The organism is Klebsiella pneumoniae complex sp. WS1778, assembly GCF_049472055.1.
In the GTDB taxonomy this organism is placed as follows: Bacteria; Pseudomonadota; Gammaproteobacteria; order Enterobacterales; family Enterobacteriaceae; genus Klebsiella; species Klebsiella quasipneumoniae.
Genome location: NZ_JBKGTJ010000001.1, coordinates 481,138 through 499,725, shown reverse-complemented (window position 1 = coordinate 499,725; position 18,588 = coordinate 481,138). Strand labels below are relative to the sequence as shown.

The window sequence follows — 18,588 nt, the reverse complement described above, 5'->3', positions numbered from 1 at the left end:
CCGTTTGCGATAAATCTGCCGCAAACGGGCATTTATCAGCCGAGGATGCGGGCCTGCAGCGCCCCGGCGAGCCGGTCATCCTCCCGCAGCTGTCGCCAGGCGTCGAGGATCTCCGGCGGGAAAGTCACGTGGCTGATAAAGTCTTTCCCCCGTGGACCGTACCCTTCAGGGGAATCCTGCAGACGCGGCAGTTCGCCGAGCAGCAGCGCCAGGTAGCGGGTCACCGGCCACAGCCCCGCCCCGCCGCCCACGAACCCCAGCTGGCCGTCGGTCTGTTGCAGCACCGGCGTGCAGCCGGGAAAGCTCAGCCACTGCGGCGGCGTCGTCGCCCCCTGCCAGACGCGGGCGAAGGTGGCCATCGTCCGCCGCTGCATGGTGGGGTCCTGAATGACGATCCCGCGACGATGGGGGATCCCCCGACTCTCCAGCATTGTGCGAGTAAAGCGCGCGTTTTCGCCGCAGTTGGTCGACCGATCCTCCACCACCAGCCGCGGGCGAGGAATGTGCCAGAAGTCATGCGCAATATCAGCCAGAATATGCGCTTCCGGACGCCCCTCCACCGCGAGCGAACGGTAGCGCGGATCTTCGCGCACCGCCTCATACAGAAAACCGGTAGAGTGCCCTACGCCGCCGCTGATCAGCAGCGGAACCTCCTGCTCCACCGCCAGTCGGCAGGCGGCGTCGATGGTAGGGATCACGGCGTTGCCAGCCAGCACCACCACATCCACCGCCGGCGGCGCGGTCAGCGTCGCCAGATCGTTTTGCGCCAGCCAGCCGCCGGTCAGGTTTGCCGCCGCCAGCGTCGTCGCCGACAGCGGGGGAAAGTGTTCTGCCATTCTGATCTCCTTAATCACCTCTCAGCCGCGCAGAGAGAATAGTCTGGCCATCATAAACGCCGCCTGCCGGGGCGCAAAGCGACGCTGATTTGTAACTATTTTGAAATAACAAGAAACATCTAAAAACACGCAGGTTGCACCTGAATAACTGACCATGAAAATAACAAAAAACAGCAAAAACAGGTGGAAAATAAAAATTTACCTCGCGGTTACACCAGATAAAAGCGCGTTTTCTTGCCCGCATTGCCGAGGGATAACTTGCCAATTGTAACCATCAACTCTAAGTTGCTTAACAATTACACAACCTTTTTCACATCAGGTTGCACCCTGCACGCACAGAGTGACACCTGACCTTTTACCGTGGCGGGAGAACGTTTCGTAATGAGCAATCCAGCAAGCAACACTGCATCCATTCTGCAGAAAAACAAGAAGGTACTGATCGCGAGCCTGACCGGCAGCGCCATCGAATGGTTCGATTATTTTCTCTATGGCACCGCCGCCGCGCTGGTGTTTAACAAAATCTTCTTTCCGATGGTCGACCCGGTCATTGGTCTGATCCTCTCCTGGCTCTCCTTTTCGCTCACCTTTTTTATCCGCCCCATCGGCGGAGTCATTTTCGCCCATATCGGCGATCGCATCGGTCGCAAGAAGACGCTGGTGCTCACCCTGTCGCTGATGGGCAGCGCCACGGTGGCCATTGGCCTGCTGCCCACCTACGAGATGGTGGGCCTGTGGGCGCCGGCCCTGCTGATTACCCTGCGCATTATTCAGGGCATGGGTATCGGCGGCGAATGGGGCGGCGCGCTGCTGCTGGCCTACGAATACGCCCCGGAAAAGCGGAAAGGCTTTTTCGGCAGTATTCCCCAGGCCGGCGTGACCATCGGCATGCTGATGGCAACCTTCATCGTCTCGCTGATGACCCTGTTCGATGAGGCGCAGTTTCTCGCCTGGGGCTGGCGCATTCCGTTCCTGCTCAGCTCCGTCCTCGTTTTCCTCGGCCTGTGGATCCGCAAAGACATCGACGAAACGCCCGCCTTTAAGCAGGTGAAACAGTCTGGCCAGGTGGCGAAGGCTCCGCTGCGCGAGACGCTCAAACACCACTGGCGGGAAGTGCTGATCGCCGCGGGTCTGAAAGTGGTGGAGACCGCCCCCTTCTATATCTTCTCCACCTTTGTGGTCAGCTACGCCACCACCACCCTGAGCTATCAGAAGTCGCAGGCGCTGGAATCCGTCACCCTGGGCGCGCTGGTGGCCACCGTGATGATCCCGCTGATGGGGCTGCTGTCCGACAAGGTGGGTCGGCAAAAAATGTACACCCTGAGCGTGGTGCTGCTGGGGCTGTTTATCGTCCCGTGGTTCCTGCTGCTCGACACCGGCACCAGCTGGGGCATTATGCTGGCGACGATCGTTGCCTTCGGCATCCTGTGGGCGCCGGTGACCGCGGTGCTGGGCACCCTGTGCTCAGAGATATTCAGCGCCAATGTGCGCTATACCGGGATCACCCTCGGCTACCAGCTGGGCGCCGCGCTGGCCGGGGGCACCGCGCCGCTTATCGCCACCGGTCTGCTGGCGAAATACGATGGTGACTGGCGACCGGTGGCCGTCTACCTGGGCGTGACGGTGGCGATTTCGCTGCTGGCGATATTCTGCGCCAGCCGGATGAAATCCGTCCCTGGCGCGGCGCGCTCCCGGGCGGAAAGCGCCTAACCGCAGCCGGTCCGGGCTACCTCGGCGCCGACCATCCTGCCCGGGTGCTGCGCTTGCGCGGGCCTACAGGGGGATCACGCCGCGGGGGAAACCGCTCATCCCAGGCTCAGTAAGACAGTAGGCCCGGTAAGGCGCCAGCCGCCACCGGGCAGACGAACGGGAACAACGGCTAAGACGCCCTGGCCACCCCCTTTAGCCGGCCGCCAGGGCCGGCGGGTGTCAGGCGCTCTGATTGTCCAGCTGAAGCTGCCCCTCGCGCCGCTGCTTCAGCTTCCAGAAGGCCCACAGCGCGATAAACCACAGCGGAGAAGCCAGCAGCGCCAGCAGCGTGTCCGGGTCAAAGATCATGATGAAGATGGCGAAGGCGAAGAACAGCAGGCTCACCCAGCTCATCGCCACGCCAAAGGGCATCTTAAAGATCGAACCGGCATGCAGGTCCGGACGCTGACGGCGATAAACCAGATAGGCCGCGAGGATCATCCCCCAGCTGAACACCACCATAATCGCCGCCAGGGTCGAGACGATGGTGAACAGGGTCATCACATTCGGCACCAGGAACAGCAGCAGCGTACCGATCAGCATGCAGAAGCAGGAGAACAGCAGGCTGCGCACCGGAATGCGGGTGCTGCGCGACAGAATGCGGAACTGCCAGTGCGCATGCTTCTCCACCGACAGGCCGTACAGCATGCGGGTGCTGGAGAAGACCCCGCTGTTGGCCGAGGACATCGCCGAGGTCAGCGCCACGAAGTTAATCACCGCCGCCGCCGCGGGCAGCCCGGCTTTGGCAAACAGCGTTACGAAGGGGCTGGTCTCCGCCGACACCCCCGGCCAGGAGGCGACAGCGATGATCACCACCATCGACAGCAGATAGAAGATGATAATCCGCAGCGGCAGCGCATTGATCGCCTTGGGCAAAATGCGCTGCGGATCGCGGGTCTCCGCCGTCATCGTCCCCAGCAGTTCGATACCGGTAAAAGAGAAGATCGCTATCTGGAAGCCAGCGAAAAAGCCGGTGATACCGTGAGGCATAAAGGCCGTCGGGTCGGTGAGATGGCTCAGGGAAGCCGTCACGCCGTCCGGAGAGGTCCAGCCGGTGGCAATCATCCAGCCGCCGGTGACGATCAGGGCGATAATGGTGATCACCTTGATCAGGGCGAACCAGAACTCCGCCTCGCCAAACATCTTCACCGACAGCAGGTTGAGCAGGAACAGGATAGCCAGCATGCTGAGGGCCGGCATCCACGCCGACAGCTCGGGGAACCAGTACTGCATATAGCTCCCGCACACCACCACGTCGGCGATGCAGGTCACCACCCAGCTCAGCCAGTAGGTCCAGCCGAGATAAAAGCTGGCCTGCGGTCCGAGATACTCGCCGACAAAGTCGGCAAACGAGCGGTAGTCATGGCGAGTGAGCAGCAGCTCCCCCATCGCCCGCATCACCATATAGGTAAAGAACCCGACCAGTACATAGATAACCAGGATCGAGGTGCCGGCGACGGCGATGTTGCGCCCCGCCCCCATAAACAGCCCGGTGCCGATGGCGCCGCCGAGGGCAATCATCTGGATATGGCGGGCGCCAAGCCCGCGCTTAAGCTGTGACGCGCCTTCACCTCCGGCGGCAGATGGCGCCTGATGTTGATGTTCAGTCATGGTGTTTCCTCAGGCTGGTTGCGGGAGGTGAAGCGCCGCGGCGCGGAGCAGCAGCCCGGCGCGCTGGCCGGTAGCGACCCCGGCATTGGGAAAGAGGATATAGGGGGCACGGGCCTGCACCACCCACCGTTTCTCTGCCTGGCGGGCGATCTCATACCCTGCCGGGAGCGCGGTGAAGTTCTCGACGTTGGCCGCCAGATTGAGCGTAAATTCCCCTTCGCGCTTGATGATGCTCTCCTCGACCAGGAAGTAATCCACCGGCGCTTTATCGCGCGCCGGCAGCGGCGCGTCAGAAATCCAGGCCCGGATCGCCGCGTCGGCGGCGGCGAACAGGCTAAGATCGTTGGCGCCGAACGGCATCACTTTTCCCAGCTCAAGGGTGGCGCTTTGCGCGGCGAACTTTTCGCAGGTGAAGTGGGTGAAGGTCCCGCCCGCTTCGGTATGGCGCACGATGGCGTCCATCCCGCTGGCCTGCAGCAGCTGATAGAAACCGGGCGAAAAATCCTCCTCGTGGGCCGGGAGCAGCGCAAACTGGCGATACAGCGACCCGCGAATGGCGGTATGCATATCGAGATGACTACGGCTGACCGGCCCCGCCGCATCGGCGGCGCGATAGAAGGCCTGCACCGCCTGCTCGAGAGCAAAAGCCCGCCGCGACTCATTGCCCGGGGTGACCGCCAGATGGCGGCCGCCGAACAGGCGATTGAGGTCGTTGTGCAGATAGCGACGCGCGGCGCGGATCGCCGGCAGGTTACCAAAAACGATCAGCAGCGCCTGGGTGAGCGGCTGCCGCCCCTGGCTCAGATCGTGAGTCAGCTGCAGCAGCAGCTCGGTCGGCGCGGTCTCATTGCCATGGACGCCAGCGGAGAGGATCGTCGCCTGACGCCACGGCGTGGCCGGCAGCAACTGCAGGATGCCCTCGCCCAGCCAGCGGGCCTCGATGTCCGCCGGAAAGGTCCACGCCTGCAGGCGGCAGTGCAGTAAATCGTTAACCAGATGCTCCATCTGCCGCTCCTTAACGCTGAAAATCATAGACAGCGCCCAGACGCAGGATCTGCGTCAGCTCATCCAGCGCCTGATAAACCTCGCGCAGCAGCTGCGGGTCTGCCAGATCGCGGGCGTGCAGCCGGTCACGGTAATGTTTTTCCACCCACGCCGTCAGCTGCTGGTAACGTTCGTCGTTCATCAGGCTGTGGGCGTTGACCGCCTTACGTTCAGACTCGTTGAGCACCACCCGCAGCCGCAGGCAGGCCGGGCCGCCGCCGTTGCGCATGCTTTCCCGCAGGTCAAAAACCGCCACTTCATCGATCGGCGACGCGCTGTCGGCCGCGAGATCGCTCAGGTAACGCCAGACGTTTTCCCGCTGGCGGCACTCCTCTGGCACCACAATCAGCATCTTGCCGTCGGGTTTGCTCAGCAGCTGGCTGTTGAACAGATAGGAGGCCACCGCGTCATCGAGCGACACCCGCTCGTCCGGCACTTCCACGCTGGTAAACGGAATATTGAGACTGTCGCTTTTTGCCCGCAGCGTCGCCAATACTGTCGACTGATCGACAAACGCCTGCTGATGGTGGAACAGCACATGGCGATTGCTGACCGCGATAACGTCGTTATGAAACACGCCGCGATCGATAGCCTGCGGCGCCTGCTGGGCAAACACCGTATAGCGCGGATCCAGCTGGTGCAGACGGGCCACCGCTTCGCTGGCCTCGAGGGTCTGCCGCGCCGGATACTTCACCGGGGCGATCCCGCCGCTGGCGCGTCGACCGTAGACAAACAGCTGCACGCCCTGACGATCGTACTCCCGGCAGAAGCGGTTATGGTTGGCCGCGCCTTCGTCGCCGAGGTCGCCATGCTGCGGCAGCGCCGCGTGGTGGGCGAAGTAGCGCGGATCGGCGAAGGTGGCGCGCAGGATCGCCGAGGTGGTGGGCGCCTCCTGCATGCGGTGCAGTTTATTGTTCAGGTTGGCGACGGTGAAATGAACTTTGCCATCGGCGCTATCCGCCGACGGCGAAACGGTCGCCGCGTTGGCAGTCCACATCGACGAGGCGGAGCTGAAGGCGGAGAGCAGCTGCGGCGCCGCCTGGGCCGCCTGGCGGATGACCTGCTCATCGCTGCCCTCGAATCCCAGGTCGCGCAGCAGACGCAGGTTCGGCCGCGGCTGCGGCGGCAGAATCCCCTGCACGAATCCGCGATCGGCAAGGGCTTTCATTTTATACAGCCCCTGCAGCGCCGCCTTTTTAGGGTTAGAGAGACCATCGCGGTTATTTTGCGAGGCTTCATTGCCGACGGAGAGTCCGGCATAGTGGTGCGTCGGGCCGACCAGGCCATCAAAGTTAGCTTCAAAACCAGACATATGTCCTCACAGGATCCGTTATCAGAATGGCAGGCCCGGCGATACGTTCGCCGGAAGCGTCAGCGTGTCGCTGACCAGAGAGGCCATCGGCCAGGCACAGTAATCGGCGGCGTACCACGCTGCCGCGCGGTGGTTACCGGAGGCGCCCACCCCGCCAAACGGCGCTTTACTGGAAGCGCCGGTCAGCGGCTTGTTCCAGTTGACGATCCCGGCGCGCGCCTCGTCCGCCAGCTGGTCAAACTGTGCCGCATCGCTGGAGATCAGCCCCACGGCCAGGCCATAGCGGGTCTGGTTGGCGTGGCGAATCGCCTCCGGGAAGTCGTCGTAACGGATAACCGTCAGCAGCGGGCCAAAGTACTCTTCATCCGGCACCTCGATACCGGTGACGTCGACGATCCCCGGGGTCAGCACCGTGGAGTGCGGGTCGGGCTGGCGCAGGCGCAGCAGCACCTTGCCGCCAAGTCCCTCCAGTTTCTGCTGCGCCGCCAGCATGTTCTGCGCCGCCTCAAGGGAAATCACTCCACCCATAAACGGCGCCGGCTGGTCATCCCATTTCCCGGCGCGGATCTGCGCGCTGGCCTCCACCAGCCGCCGCAGCAGCGCATCCCCCTGCTCGCCGCGCTGAACAATCAGCCGGCGCGCGCAGGTGCAGCGCTGTCCGGCGGAGATAAACGCCGACTGGATAATCACATGCAGCGCCGCATCGACATCGGCCACATCAGCCACGATCAGCGCGTTGTTGCCGCCCATTTCGAGGGCCAGCATCTTCTCCGGCTGGCCGCCGAAGTAGCGATGGAAGTGGAAACCCGCCGCTGCGCTGCCGGTGAACAGCACGCCGTCGATATCGCGGTTTTCCAGCAGCGCCTGGCCGGTGGCTTTCCCGCCCTGCAGCAGGTTAATCACCCCGTCGGGGACGCCCGCCTGCTGCCACAGCTGGACCGTCAGTTCCGCAGTGGCCGGCGTCAGCTCGCTGGGTTTAAATACGATAGTATTCCCGGCGATCAGCGCCGGAATGATATGCCCGTTGGGCAGGTGGCCCGGGAAGTTGTAAGGGCCGAAGACCGCCATCACGCCGTGCGGCTTGTGGCGCAGCAGCGCTTTACCGTCCGGCAGCGTCGACTCATGAAAGCCCGTCCGCTGGTGATAGGCCTCGATGGAGATGGCGGCTTTGCCGATCATCGCCTGCACTTCGGTGCGGGTCTCCCACAGCGGCTTGCTGGTCTCCCGGGAAATCAGGGTCGCCAGCGCCTCTTTATGCGTCTCCAGCAGCGCGGCGAAACGCTGTACGACGTCAATACGCTCGGCCAGCGGGCGGTGCGACCAGGGATAAAACGCGGCGCGCGCCGCGGCGCAGGCCGCCTGGACGTCGTCGCCCCCCGCGCTGGCCGCCTGCCACAGCAGAGACTGATCCTCCGGGGCCAGTTTACTCATCGTTGCGCCGCTGCCCGGCTGCCACTGCCCGGCTATGAACTGTGCTTTTACCGCCATGATCTGTTTTCCTCTGGGTTCAGGGTTACCGTATAAACGCGGTCGGTTTCAGTGACCTGCAGCGCATCCAGCGCGGCGGCGTCCAGTGAGACCTGCTCTTCGTGGGCCACCAGCAGCGCCCGAAAATTGTCGAACTGACCGTTGGCGACGAGCGTCGGCACCGACAGCGTGCCCGCCAACTGCTGAGCCGGCAGGCACTGGCAGTCGCGCACGGCGCGGATCTGATCGGTCTCCGCCTCCAGCACCGGACCGGCATCGAAAATATCCACCGAGCCGCGCCAGCTGAACCCCTCTTTCTCGAGGATCGCCCGCGCGGGGGCGGTGTTGGGGTGCACCTGGCCGATAACCTGACGGGCATTCTCCGGCAGCAGCGAGATATAGATCGGGTACGCCGGCATCAGCTCGGCAATAAAGGTTTTCATGCCGGTGCCGGTCAGCCGGTCGGCATCGGCGAACGGGATCTCGAAGAAGTGATGGCCTAGCGCATCCCAGAACGGCGACTGCCCTTGCTCATCGCTGCAGCCGCGCAGTTCGGCAAACAGGTGCGGCGAAAACCACTCGCGGAAGGCGGCGATAAACAAAAACCGCGCTTTGGAGAGCAGCAGACCGTTGCGGTTGCGCTGATACTCGGGGTCGAGAAACAGCGTACACAGCTCGCTGTGGCCGGTGTGGTCATAGCTCAGATTGAGCAGCTCCTGGGGCTTGTAGACCCCCAGCGCTTTCGAGGCGCGGACCGTTTTCTGAATGCGAAAATTGTAAAACGGCTCGTCCAGGCCTACCGCTACCTCAATGGCGCTGACCCCCACCACCCGCGACAGCGCGGTGTCTTCCAGCACAAACAGAAAGCCTTGCTGGCCGCGCGGCAGCGCGCCGGCGAAAGTATCAATGCTGCGGCGGATCCGGGCGGCCAGGCGCCCGGCATCATGGGGTAAGGAGGTCATGCCGACCCCCGCCCGCGCGGCAAGGCGGACGATGTCGTCAAGATCGTTTTCCCGTACGGGACGAAATAGCATCACAGGCCGTCCTCCCGGTTAGCGGGTTAAGCGGGCAACGGCGCGATCGAGGCGCACGAAGGCTTCCGCAATATCTGCCAGCGGGATATTGAGCGCCGGCGCGAAGCGCAGCACGTCCGGACCGGCAATCAGGGCGATCACACCCTCTTCCGCCGCCAGGTTGGTCAGGGTTTTGGCCTTCCCGCGCAGCGGTCCCGCCAGCTCGGCGCCGATCAGCAGACCGGCGCCGCGCACGGCGCTAAACGCATCGTAACGGGCAGAGAGGGCATTCAGCTGGTCGACGATCAGCGCATGGCGCTCGCCGACGCCCGCCAGCAGCGGCGCATCCAGATGGGCCAGCACGGCGTTGGCGACGGTCGCCGCCAGCGGGTTGCCGCCGAAGGTGGTGCCATGGGTGCCTGGCTGGAAGACCTGCGCCCAGGCCTCTTTCGCCAGCATCGCGCCGATCGGGAAGCCGCCCCCCAGCCCTTTGGCGCTGGTGAGGATGTCCGGGACGACGTTGTAATGCTGGTAGGCGTAGAGATGGCCGGTACGCCCGGCGCCGGTCTGTACCTCATCAAATATCAGGGTGGCATGATGGCGATCGCAAAGGGCGCGCAGCGCCTGGAGGAACGCCGGGTCCGCCGGGATCACCCCGCCTTCGCCGATAATCGGCTCGACAATCACCGCGCAGGTGCGCGAGGAGATCGCCGCAGTCACCGCCTCGATATCGTTATAGGGCAGATGGGTAATGCCCTGCGGCAGCGGCGCATAATCGCTGGAATATTTCGGCTGGCCGCCGACGGAGACGGTGAACAGCGTCCGGCCATGGAAGGCGTGGTTGAAGGCGATGATTTCGCTTTTTTCACCGCCGAACTTATCGTGGGCATATTTCCGCGCCAGCTTAAGGGCCGCCTCGTTCGCTTCGGCGCCGGAGTTGCAGAAGAACACCTTGTCGGCAAAGGTGGACTGCACGAGGGTTTTCGCCAGCTGCAGCACCGGTTCGTTGGTATAGCCATTGCCGATATGCCACAGTTTCGCCAGTTGCCCCTGCAGGGCCTCTGCCAGCGCCGGGTGAGCATGGCCCAGGGCGTTCACTGCGATGCCGCCCGCCATATCAATATACTCTTTCCCCTGCTGGTCCCAGACGCGGGAGCCCGCCGCCCTCACCGGAATAAACGGCGCGGGGGCAAAACAGGGAACCAGGTAAGCGTCAAAATCTTCGCGAGTCATGCTGCCTGACATAATTTATCTCCGGAACGTAAGGCGACGGAAAACCCTCCCGTCGCGTTGGACAATCGACATTAACCCTGACCCTCGGCTTATTTTGGGCACGAGCGCGCCCGCTGCGATGGTAAAAATATTCACCACAGAAAAGTTAAGCCCTATTCTTTGTGCGTGTAATTGTTAATTCATGGTTAATGCCATGTTGTTGTGTGGGCTAATGCTGGCCTGTGAACAATAAGATTGTCAATACGGGGAAACGCAATTTATTCACTTTTTGAAGATCATCAAGATAATGAAAAACATAGAAAAAATATTTTCCCATTCACTTAAGTGAATAAAAAGTGAATTAAAATGCACAGCTTGCGGGTGGTTCTTGTGCGTAGTTATTCACTTAAAAAATAAAAAATCTAACAAAAATTTAAAAATCGGAATTGCCGTCAAATACCGCTTTATAAAATTGGTGATACCATTCATTGCACAGAGTTTACTGCTGTAGCTATTCCACGGTTTTACACGACATAAATAACACTGAGAAACAGGACTCTTATGGAAAAGTTATCTTACGCATCTGAAAGTAGTACATCTCCATGGACCACCTACCTGCGCCAGATCGACCGTGTCGCGCCTTATCTCGGCGATCTTGCCTACTGGGTGGAAACCCTGCGCCATCCGAAGCGTGCGCTGATCGTCGACATCCCTGTGCAGATGGACGACGGCACCATTCGCCACTTCGAGGGCTATCGCGTTCAGCACAATCTTTCGCGTGGACCGGGTAAAGGTGGTGTTCGCTACCATCCGGATGTCGATCTTAACGAAGTCATGGCACTTTCTGCCTGGATGACCATTAAGTGCGCCGCGGTCAATATTCCTTACGGCGGAGCCAAAGGCGGCATCCGCGTCGACCCCTTCTCGCTGTCGGAAGGTGAACTGGAACGCCTGACTCGCCGCTACACCAGCGAAATCGGCATTATCATCGGGCCGCAGAAAGATATTCCGGCGCCGGACGTTGGCACCAACGGCAAAGTGATGGCGTGGATGATGGACACCTACTCCATGAACCATGGCACCACCATCACCGGCGTGGTCACCGGCAAACCGATCCACCTCGGCGGCTCCCTCGGTCGTGAAAAAGCCACCGGACGCGGCGTGTTCGTTACCGGCCGGGAAGTGGCCCGTCGCGCCGGCATCGAAATTGAAGGCGCTAAAGTGGCGCTGCAGGGCTTTGGTAACGTCGGTAGCGAAGCGGCGCGCCTGTTCGCCGGCGTCGGCGCCCGTATCGTGGTTATTCAGGATCACACCGCCACCCTGTACAACGAAGGCGGAATTGATATGGCCGCCCTCACCGCCTGGCAGGCGGAGAAAAAGCAGATCGCGGGTTTCCCGGGCGCCCAGGAGATTGATAAAGAGGCTTTCTGGACCACCCCAATGGACATCCTGATCCCGGCGGCGCTGGAAGGGCAAATCACCCGCGAGCGCGCTGAGAAGCTGACCTGCAAACTGGTGCTGGAAGGGGCCAACGGCCCAACCTATCCGGAAGCGGACGATGTGCTGGCCGAGCGCGGGGTGATCGTGGTGCCGGACGTTATCTGTAACGCCGGCGGGGTGACCGTCAGCTACTTTGAGTGGGTGCAGGACATGGCCAGCTTCTTCTGGAGCGAAGAGGAGATCAACGCCAAGATGGACCGCATCATGACCGACGCCATCATTCACGTCTGCGATAAAGCGGCCGAGAAAGAATGTACGCTGCGTACCGCCGCCTATATCGTAGCCTGCGAGCGCATCCTGATGGCGCGTAAAGACCGCGGCATCTACCCGGGCTGATCCCCGTCAGAAAGTGCACCAGGGGTGGCATTGCGCCGCCCCTTTTTTTTTGCCGTCGCGCCGTCAGCCGACGGTGGACCACAGCACTGGCCATCCCCGACGCTGCGCCTCCGCCAGCAGACCCGGACAGGGATTCACCGCGCAGGGGTGACCAACCACGGTGAGCAGCGGCAGATCCGAGATATGATCGCCAAAGGCGTAGCACGCCGCCAGCGGCTGGCCCTGTTTCTGCGCATAGCACTGGGCATGCGTCGCCTTGTGTTCGCCGATGGCGGTCCGCCAGAGCTCGCCGGTATAGCGGTCATCCACCACCACCGGCTCCGAGCACAGGGCATGTTCCACCCCCAGCGCCGCCATCGCCGGCCAGAGAATGTCGGTCATCGACCCGGAGACAAACACCACGTCATCCCCCCGCGCCTGATGCTGCCTGAGGCGCGCCACCACCTCGTGGTGAAAACCATATCCGCCTTCGCGATACAGACGCTCGGCGACCGCCCGCACCCGGGGGCGCGACTCGTGGCGAAACAGCGAGTAATAGTAGCGGTTGATCGCTTCCCGCGGTTGACCCGCTTCGCTAAGCGCCTGAAGCTGGCGGACAATCGCCGCGGCCGTCAAACCGCACTGCAGCGGATATTCCTCGGCATAGCGGTGCAGAAACAGGAACATACTTTTGCCGGTAATCAGCGTTTCATCCACATCAAAAAAGGCGATGCTCATCCCCGTCCCCCTGCTCAATACTGACCAGATAATGTTGATGGCACTGCGCCGCCTGCTCGCACTCTTTGCGAGTGATGTAGTTAAGGTCATAGACGCTGAAGCTAAAGCCAACTTCCGCTTTGCGGGTGCCGGTCTGGTCAAACCCCACCGAGCATTCGCAGGTGAAGCGGCCATGGGCTGAACTTTTGCGTGACACCACATTGAGGACGATGGTCACCGGCAGCGGAAAAACAAAGCAGGAAAAGGCCACCTGCAGCGAGCTCAGGGTAAAGTACTTCTCCGCCATTGCCACGCCGGCCTCCGCCAGCAGGAATTTTTCCGAGGTGGCGATGATGGTCTGCCGCGCCGCCTCGATCAGCACCATCCCCTGAATATGTTGCCCGGTCTGGTGGTCGCAGAGTAACTCCGAGGCATCCTGCAGGATCAGGCGCGCGCAATAGCTATCCTCATCGCGTTGTTCCGGCGAGGTGATGAGGATATTCGCTTTTTTACGTTTATGTACCAGCCGCTGATGATCGCGGTTGTTTTGATAATAGAGATCCTGCAGATTGACGATCTGGCGGATTTTATCCGGATAGTGCTGACGAATAATGCAGATGGTGCGGGAGATGTCGTCGAGCTGTACCCCCTGACCAATAACGATTTTATCGACGCCGGCCAGCTCGCCGCTCCAGACAAACCGCTCAAACTCATTAACCGTCAGCACATTCTCATGCCGCCGGGCAAAATCGGTAAATTTCTCACCCACCACAATTAATTTTTCCATGGCGCTTGTCTCCTCAGATCGTTTTCACCAGTAACGCAATCCCCATCCCGCCGCCGATGCACAGCGACGCCAGGCCGGTCGGTTGATTCTCCCGGCGCAGCGCGTGCACCAGGCTGACCACGATCCGCGTCCCGGAACTGCCCAGCGGGTGACCGAGGGCGATCGCGCCGCCGTGGACGTTCAGGCGGGAAGCAATCTCCTCCTCCGTCATCTGATGCTCTCTGGCCAGTCCCCTGACCACCCCCAATACCTGCGCGGCAAAGGCTTCGTTAATCTCCAGCCGGGCCATATCGCTGAGCTGAAAACCACCGCGGCGCAGGGCGCACGCTATCGCCGGCAGTGGGCCGAGCCCCATCATGGACGGATCGACGCCGCCTTCGCCAAAGGAGACGATCTCCGCCAGCGGCTGCAGGCCATAGCGGGCAACGGCGCGCGCCGAAGCGAGGATCACCGACGCGGCGCCATCGTTCAGCCCGGAGGCGTTGCCCGCCGTGACGCTGCCGTCAGCGCGAAAAGCAGGTTTCAGCGCCGCCAGCTGCCCGGCGCTAAGATCATGGCGGATCGGCTCATCCTCGCGGACCGTGCTGACGCCCCGCTTCGCGCTGACCGTCACCGGCACAATCTCATCGGCAAAATAGCCGGCACGGCTGGCGGCGGAGGCTTTTTGATGGCTCTCCAGCGCATACCGGTCCTGCGCCGCGCGCGAGATCTGCTCCTGCGCGGCGATGGCCTCCGCCGTTTCCCCCATCGGAATCTGCAGCAGCGGATCGGTTAACCCGTCGCGCTGGATCACATCCTCACTGCTGAATGCGCCGAATTTCATCCCGCCCCTTATCTCTCCCTGCAGCAAAAACGGCGCCTGACTCATATTTTCCATTCCGCCGGCGACCACCAGGTCGGCATAACCGCTCTGGATATGGATCGCCCCTTCGGTCATGCTTTTCATGCCGCTACCGCAGATCATATTCAGGGTGTAAGCCGGCGTTTGCACCGGGATCCCTGCCCGCAGCGCAACCTGACGCGCCGGTCCCATTCCCTGCCCGGCGGCGAGGACGCAGCCGCAGATCACCTCATCGATCCACGCCGGGTCAATGCCGGCCTGCTGCAGGTTGTGCCTGACGGTGAGCGCTGCCAGCTCCACCGCGGAGACCGTTTTCAGGGCACCAAGAAAGCGCCCCACCGGCGTACGGCAGGCCGCGACGATATAGACTTTGTTCATGATTATTCCATTACGTAGAGCGAGGAAAGATACTGCCGCGTCCCGGCTTCGCTGCCGGTAAAGCCCACATAGCCATCGGGATTAACCACCGCGTAGTCATCGGGACCGATCTGTAGCGCCTCAAGAAACGCCTTGTCCGCCGGTTCGAGGGAGCAGAACATAAACCAGCCGGCCTGCTTCAGGCGGGACAAAGGAGGACAGGCGGCGCGGGCGGAAAAGATCACCACCTTACCGCTGGCGAAGGCGTCATAGCTGTTGCGAAACGTCGCCTGCGGCGAGGCAAAAACGTACCAGGGAACATGGTGTCCTGCGAGGCCGTCCGGCTCCTGCGCCTGCGTCGCGGTGAAACCGGCGTACTGCAGCGGCAGCTGGTGACGATAGTAGTGACGGTTGCAAAACTCCGGAAAGTAGACCCCATCGATATGATTTCTCGGCACCAGACCGGCGATCAGGCCAGTATCATGGTCGGTGGAGCGCAGCACACCGCTCACCGCGGCGAAGCGCTGGGTGCGATAGGACGCCGGCAGTCGGTCAGTGGCCACGCCGTGCAGACAGAAAGCCAGCTTCCAGGCGAGGTTCACCGCATCCTGGACGCCGGTGTTCATCCCCTGCCCGCCAATGGGACTGAACAGGTGGAAGGCATCTCCCGCCAGCATAATATGGTGCTGCAGATTGTCATCGGCGATGCGGTTATAGAAATTGGCGCTGGAGGACCAGGTGAGCCTCTGCGCCGGCGGCACCTGAGGGCAGTAGCGCGCCAGCGCGGCGTTAATCTCCTGCAGGTCCGGCACCGGACGCGGCGACGGCAAGCGCCCGGCTTTTTTAATCACAATCCTGACCTGATTGTCCGGCATGGGCAGGAAAATCAGAAAGCCTTGCTCATCAATATGGTAGGAGGTCCCCGGGAGCGCCGCCGCGGGGTCGAACTGCACATCCGCCATCACAAAATGCAGCGGATAGTCATGACCGCTAAAGCCGATCCCGGCCAGCTCCCGGACGGTGCTGGCCGCGCCGTCGGCGCCAATAATATAGTCATAAGCGGCGGAACAGGCCCGACGGGCATCGTCGAGCAGGGAGACGTGATAGCGCTCCCCCTCCCGGCGCCAGGAGACCAGCTGGTGCCCGCGTCTCACCTGCCGCCCGGCGGCGGCTAATGCCGTTTCGAGGATCTTCTCCGTCCGCGGCTGCGGGATACTGACATGGAAGGGATAGCAGGTGGCGAGTCGGCGGTTATCAATATGCAGAAATTTGCGGTTTTTATAGTAAGCGTAGACTGACTGCACCTGTTTTCCCTGGGCGATCAGTTCCCCGGCAAGGCCTAAGCCGTGGAAGGCTTTAATGGTCGCCGGACTGACGCTCAGCGCTTTGGACCAGGTGGTGCTGTGGGTATTTTTATCAATGATATCAAAATCAATTCCATACTTATTCAGATAGCAGCCAATGATTAACCCTACCGGGCCGGCGCCAACAATGAGTACTTTTTTCACGATCGAGCCTCTCTGTATGCCCCATGTGGGGCATACGCGTGTTGCCTGGGTGCAGGGTGATTAGGGATAGATATCATCGGCCAGACGACGATCGCCGGCGACATTGCAGATATGCCAGTAGGGGTATGGTTTCTCTTTCTCGCTCACGCTGTTGAGGATCGCCGTCTCCTCGTCGCTCAGCGTCCAGTTCAGCGCCGCCAGGTTATCTTCCAGTTGGGCCAGTTTGGTCGCGCCGATCACCAGCGAAGCGATGCCCGGACGGGTACGCAGCCAGTTGAGCGCCACCTGCGCGACGCTGGCGTTGCGCTGGCGGGCAATCTCCTGCATCACCTCCAGGGTCTGCCAGGCCTGCTCGCGGTTGGCGATCGGCGCGGATTCGAACGGCGTGGCGTTCGCCAGGCGACTACCTTCGGGAAACGCCTGATTGCGCGGGTATTTGCCGGTGAGAAAGCCCCCGGCCAGCGGGCTCCAGACGGTGATGCCGACGTTCTGATCGACGCTGAGGGGGATAATCTCATGCTCCAGTTCACGCGCGGCGATATTGTAATAGCCCTGATAGACGCAGAATTTCTCCAGCCCAAGGCGCTCCGAGATCCCCAGCGCCTTCGCCAGCTGCCAGGCCGCGTAGTTGGAGACCCCGATATAGCGAATTTTCCCGGCGCGGATCAGGGTATCCAGCGTGCGCAGGGTATCCTCCAGTGCGGTGCGCGGATCGAACCCGTGAAGGTGATAGATATCGATATAATCGGTCTTCAGCCGCTGCAGGCTGGCCTCGACGGCATTGATGATATGGTAGCGCGACGCCCCCAGCGCATTCGGGTTGGGGTCGGTTTGCCAGCGCCCTTTCGTGCCGATAATCACCTGCTGGCGTTTTCCCTTCAGCGCGTTGCCGAGCAGCTCTTCGCCCTGGCCGTTCTTATAACAGTCCGCGGTATCAAAAAAGTTAATCCCGGCGTCCAGCGCTTTGTACACCAGATCGTAGGCCGTCTGCTCAGGCACCACGCCGAATTCCGACCAGTTGCGCCCCGGCGCGCCGAGAAAGGCCCCTTTCTCACCAAACGTCATGGCGCCGAAACAGAGCTCCGAAACCGACAGCCCGGTGGAACCTAAATACCGATACTTCATGCTTGACTTCCTTTTAAAGGTGACAACGTCACACTAGCGATAACCAATCCGCTGGCGGTCAGGCAAGCACCGGCCAGAGGAATGTGAGATAGAGAGACGCCGGAGGCGAGCAGCAGCCCGCCAAACCAGGCGCCGCCGGCATTGCCGAGGTTAAAGGCGGCGATATTGCACGAGGAGACCATGCTTTTACCGCTCTCACTGCTGTCCAGCGCCTGCATCTGCAGCGGCGGAATGGTGGAGAACATCGCCGCCCCCAGCAAAAACACCGCCGCGCAGGCACCAGGCAGCGTCTGAATAGCCAACGGGAAAAGGCACAGGACGACGCTCAGCAAAGCGAGAGTCAGCAGCAGCGCCCGGCGGACGCCGCCGTCGGTCAGTCGGCCGCCAAGATGATTCCCGGCGACCATCCCAACGCCGAACAGCATCAGCACCGGCGGAATAAGGTGTTCGCTCATCCCGGTGACGGTTTTCAGCATCGGCGCGATGTAGGTGAAGGCGGCGAAGACGCCGGAGAACCCGAGGGCAGTGATCAGCAGGCTGCGCAGCACCGCGGGATGGCGGAGCACCTTTAGCTCATCACGGATCCGGCTCTGGGCCGACGGTTGCGCCTGACGGCCAGGCACCAGGGCAATGACAGCCAGGGCGGAGAGAACGCCGATCAGCGTGACCATATAGAAGGTATAGCGCCAGCCAAGGTACTGCCCCACCCAGGCGCCGAGCGGCACGCCCAGAATATTGGCCAGGGTGGCGCCGAGAAACACGGCGGAGACCGCCGAAGCTCGTTTATCTACCGGCGCCAGCTCCGCGGCATAGACTGAGCTTATTCCGAAAAACGAAGCGTGAGCGAAAGCGGTTATTACCCGGGCAATAATTAGCATGGTCATATTACCGGCGATCGCGCAGCCTAAATTTCCAATGGAAAATAAGATCATCAAAAATAACAGCGCCGGTTTTTTGCGATAACGGCTTAATAGCGGCGTAAGCAGCGGCGCGCCAATCACCACCCCACAGGCATAAGCGGTAATAGACCAGGCGGCAAGGGTAATGGATATATGAAAATCATGGGCCACATCGAGTAATAAACCCATAATCACAAATTCGGTGGTGCCAATACCAAATGAACCCACGGAAAGCGCATACACCGCCGCAGGCAATCCCGCCGGACGGGAAATAGCAATAGTCATAAGTTACCTTATC

Annotated in this window: 15 protein-coding genes and 1 pseudogene; 3 read left to right on the top strand and 13 right to left on the bottom strand. The window is 61.5% G+C overall.

Translation table 11 applies throughout. The features are described from left to right. Window positions 1-35: 35 nt before the first annotated feature. Window positions 36-836, bottom strand: a complete 801-nt coding sequence (locus tag ACLEXF_RS02540) for a YdcF family protein (protein ID WP_004204086.1) — start codon at window positions 834-836, stop codon at window positions 36-38. Window positions 837-1,217: 381 nt separating this feature from the next. Here ACLEXF_RS02540 and ACLEXF_RS02535 point away from each other — a divergent pair, with 381 nt between their 5' ends. Beyond that, window positions 1,218-2,543 (top strand): MFS transporter, encoded by a 1,326-nt coding sequence (locus ACLEXF_RS02535; protein WP_004204084.1) that lies wholly within the window; start codon window positions 1,218-1,220, stop codon window positions 2,541-2,543. A gap of 219 nt (window positions 2,544-2,762) precedes the next feature. Here the strand turns inward: ACLEXF_RS02535 and ACLEXF_RS02530 are convergent, their stop codons facing one another. The 6 genes from ACLEXF_RS02530 to ACLEXF_RS02505 are packed head-to-tail and all read right to left on the bottom strand — an operon-like array spanning window position 2,763 to window position 10,274. Then, window positions 2,763-4,193 (bottom strand): amino acid permease, encoded by a 1,431-nt coding sequence (locus ACLEXF_RS02530; RefSeq protein ID WP_017898712.1) that lies wholly within the window; start codon window positions 4,191-4,193, stop codon window positions 2,763-2,765. A 9-nt stretch (window positions 4,194-4,202) separates the two neighbouring features. Then, window positions 4,203-5,198, bottom strand: a complete 996-nt coding sequence (gene astE / locus ACLEXF_RS02525) for a succinylglutamate desuccinylase (RefSeq protein WP_004204082.1) — start codon at window positions 5,196-5,198, stop codon at window positions 4,203-4,205. 10 nt (window positions 5,199-5,208) lie between these two features. Next, window positions 5,209-6,549, bottom strand: coding sequence for an N-succinylarginine dihydrolase (astB, locus tag ACLEXF_RS02520; protein WP_064187288.1), 1,341 nt, complete (start codon window positions 6,547-6,549; stop codon window positions 5,209-5,211). A 21-nt stretch (window positions 6,550-6,570) separates the two neighbouring features. Further along, a complete protein-coding gene (gene astD, locus ACLEXF_RS02515; RefSeq protein ID WP_004204079.1) occupies window positions 6,571-8,037 on the bottom strand; it encodes a succinylglutamate-semialdehyde dehydrogenase in 1,467 nt (488 codons plus the stop codon). After that, the gene (astA, locus tag ACLEXF_RS02510; RefSeq protein ID WP_017898716.1) at window positions 8,028-9,050 is read right to left on the bottom strand and encodes an arginine N-succinyltransferase; all 1,023 of its coding nucleotides are present in this window, start codon (window positions 9,048-9,050) and stop codon (window positions 8,028-8,030) included. Before astA ends, astD begins: the two co-directional genes overlap by 10 nt. Window positions 9,051-9,068: 18 nt before the next feature. Then, window positions 9,069-10,274 (bottom strand): bifunctional succinylornithine transaminase/acetylornithine transaminase, encoded by a 1,206-nt coding sequence (locus tag ACLEXF_RS02505; RefSeq protein ID WP_004204075.1) that lies wholly within the window; start codon window positions 10,272-10,274, stop codon window positions 9,069-9,071. Between the two features lie 169 nt (window positions 10,275-10,443). On the opposite strand from ACLEXF_RS02505, the pseudogene ACLEXF_RS02500 reads away from it, so the two are divergent. Together ACLEXF_RS02500 and ACLEXF_RS02495 are read left to right on the top strand one after the other, a co-directional pair. Beyond that, window positions 10,444-10,590 (top strand): annotated as a pseudogene (locus ACLEXF_RS02500) (hypothetical protein). Between the two features lie 212 nt (window positions 10,591-10,802). Further along, window positions 10,803-12,077 (top strand): Glu/Leu/Phe/Val family dehydrogenase, encoded by a 1,275-nt coding sequence (locus ACLEXF_RS02495; RefSeq protein WP_004204074.1) that lies wholly within the window; start codon window positions 10,803-10,805, stop codon window positions 12,075-12,077. A gap of 63 nt (window positions 12,078-12,140) precedes the next feature. Here ACLEXF_RS02495 and ACLEXF_RS02490 read toward each other — a convergent pair whose 3' ends face one another. Genes ACLEXF_RS02490 through ACLEXF_RS02465 form a run of 6 tightly spaced genes read right to left on the bottom strand, consistent with a single transcriptional unit; the run spans window position 12,141 to window position 18,575 of the window. Then, complete coding sequence (locus tag ACLEXF_RS02490) at window positions 12,141-12,794, bottom strand: HAD family hydrolase (RefSeq protein WP_017898717.1); 654 nt, start codon at window positions 12,792-12,794, stop codon at window positions 12,141-12,143. Next, the gene (locus ACLEXF_RS02485; RefSeq protein ID WP_064150148.1) at window positions 12,775-13,560 is read right to left on the bottom strand and encodes an AfsA-related hotdog domain-containing protein; all 786 of its coding nucleotides are present in this window, start codon (window positions 13,558-13,560) and stop codon (window positions 12,775-12,777) included. The genes ACLEXF_RS02490 and ACLEXF_RS02485 overlap by 20 nt, the downstream gene beginning before the upstream one ends. A 13-nt stretch (window positions 13,561-13,573) precedes the next feature. Then, window positions 13,574-14,779, bottom strand: coding sequence for an acetyl-CoA C-acyltransferase (locus ACLEXF_RS02480; protein WP_064150150.1), 1,206 nt, complete (start codon window positions 14,777-14,779; stop codon window positions 13,574-13,576). 2 nt (window positions 14,780-14,781) lie between these two features. After that, window positions 14,782-16,266 carry an FAD-dependent oxidoreductase gene (locus ACLEXF_RS02475; protein WP_065697084.1) on the bottom strand — a complete coding sequence of 495 codons (1,485 nt, stop codon included), beginning with the start codon at window positions 16,264-16,266 and terminating at the stop codon, window positions 14,782-14,784. Window positions 16,267-16,326: 60 nt separating this feature from the next. Then, the gene (locus ACLEXF_RS02470) at window positions 16,327-17,391 is read right to left on the bottom strand and encodes an aldo/keto reductase (protein WP_023289473.1); all 1,065 of its coding nucleotides are present in this window, start codon (window positions 17,389-17,391) and stop codon (window positions 16,327-16,329) included. After that, entirely contained in the window at window positions 17,388-18,575 is a 1,188-nt protein-coding gene (locus ACLEXF_RS02465; protein ID WP_264974479.1) for an MFS transporter, read from the bottom strand. The genes ACLEXF_RS02470 and ACLEXF_RS02465 overlap by 4 nt, the downstream gene beginning before the upstream one ends. Window positions 18,576-18,588: the final 13 nt, after the last annotated feature.